This window comes from Saccharopolyspora tripterygii (assembly GCF_054778355.1).
Genome location: NZ_BAAGZP010000062.1, coordinates 1 through 569 on the forward strand (window position 1 = coordinate 1; position 569 = coordinate 569).

Annotated in this window: 1 protein-coding gene; it reads left to right on the top strand. The window is 68.5% G+C overall.

Annotated features, from left to right (window positions below):
* Window positions 1-49: 49 nt before the first annotated feature.
* Window positions 50-569: helix-turn-helix domain-containing protein (locus ACYVF3_RS32515; protein WP_461158116.1), on the top strand; the 520-nt coding region annotated here is incomplete at its 3' end.

The following is a 569-nucleotide window of genomic DNA, read 5'->3' on the forward strand; positions in this document are numbered from 1 at the left end:
GTTGTGAAGTGGAGTTGTCTAGAAACCGCTTCATCAACCGGAGGCCTTCGTGTCCCACCCTAACGCGACGTTGACCCCGCGGACCCGGCTGCGGCTGGCTCGTGTGATCGTCGAGGACGGTTACACGGCCAGTCATGCGGCGGCGATGTTCATGGTGGCGCCGAAAACCGCATCGAAGTGGGCCCGGCGCTACCGGGACGAGGGTGCCGCGGGCATGCGGGACCGCAGCAGCCGGCCGCATCACAGCCCGAACAAAACCCCCGACGACCTGGTTCGGCAGGTCGTGCGGTGGCGGTGGCGTCACCGCCTCGGACCGGTCCAGATCGCCGGGCGCGTGGGCATGCCGGCCTCGACGGTGCACGCCGTTTTAGTGCGCTGCCGGATCAACCGGCTCTCCCACATCGACCGGGCCACCGGCGAACCCCTACGCCGCTACGAACACGACCACCCCGGATCACTGATCCACGTCGACGTCACCAAGTTCGGCAACATCCCCGACGGTGGCGGCTGGCGCTACCTCGACCACCCCCAGGCCAAACGCAACCGGGCCGCCACCGCACGCCGCACCG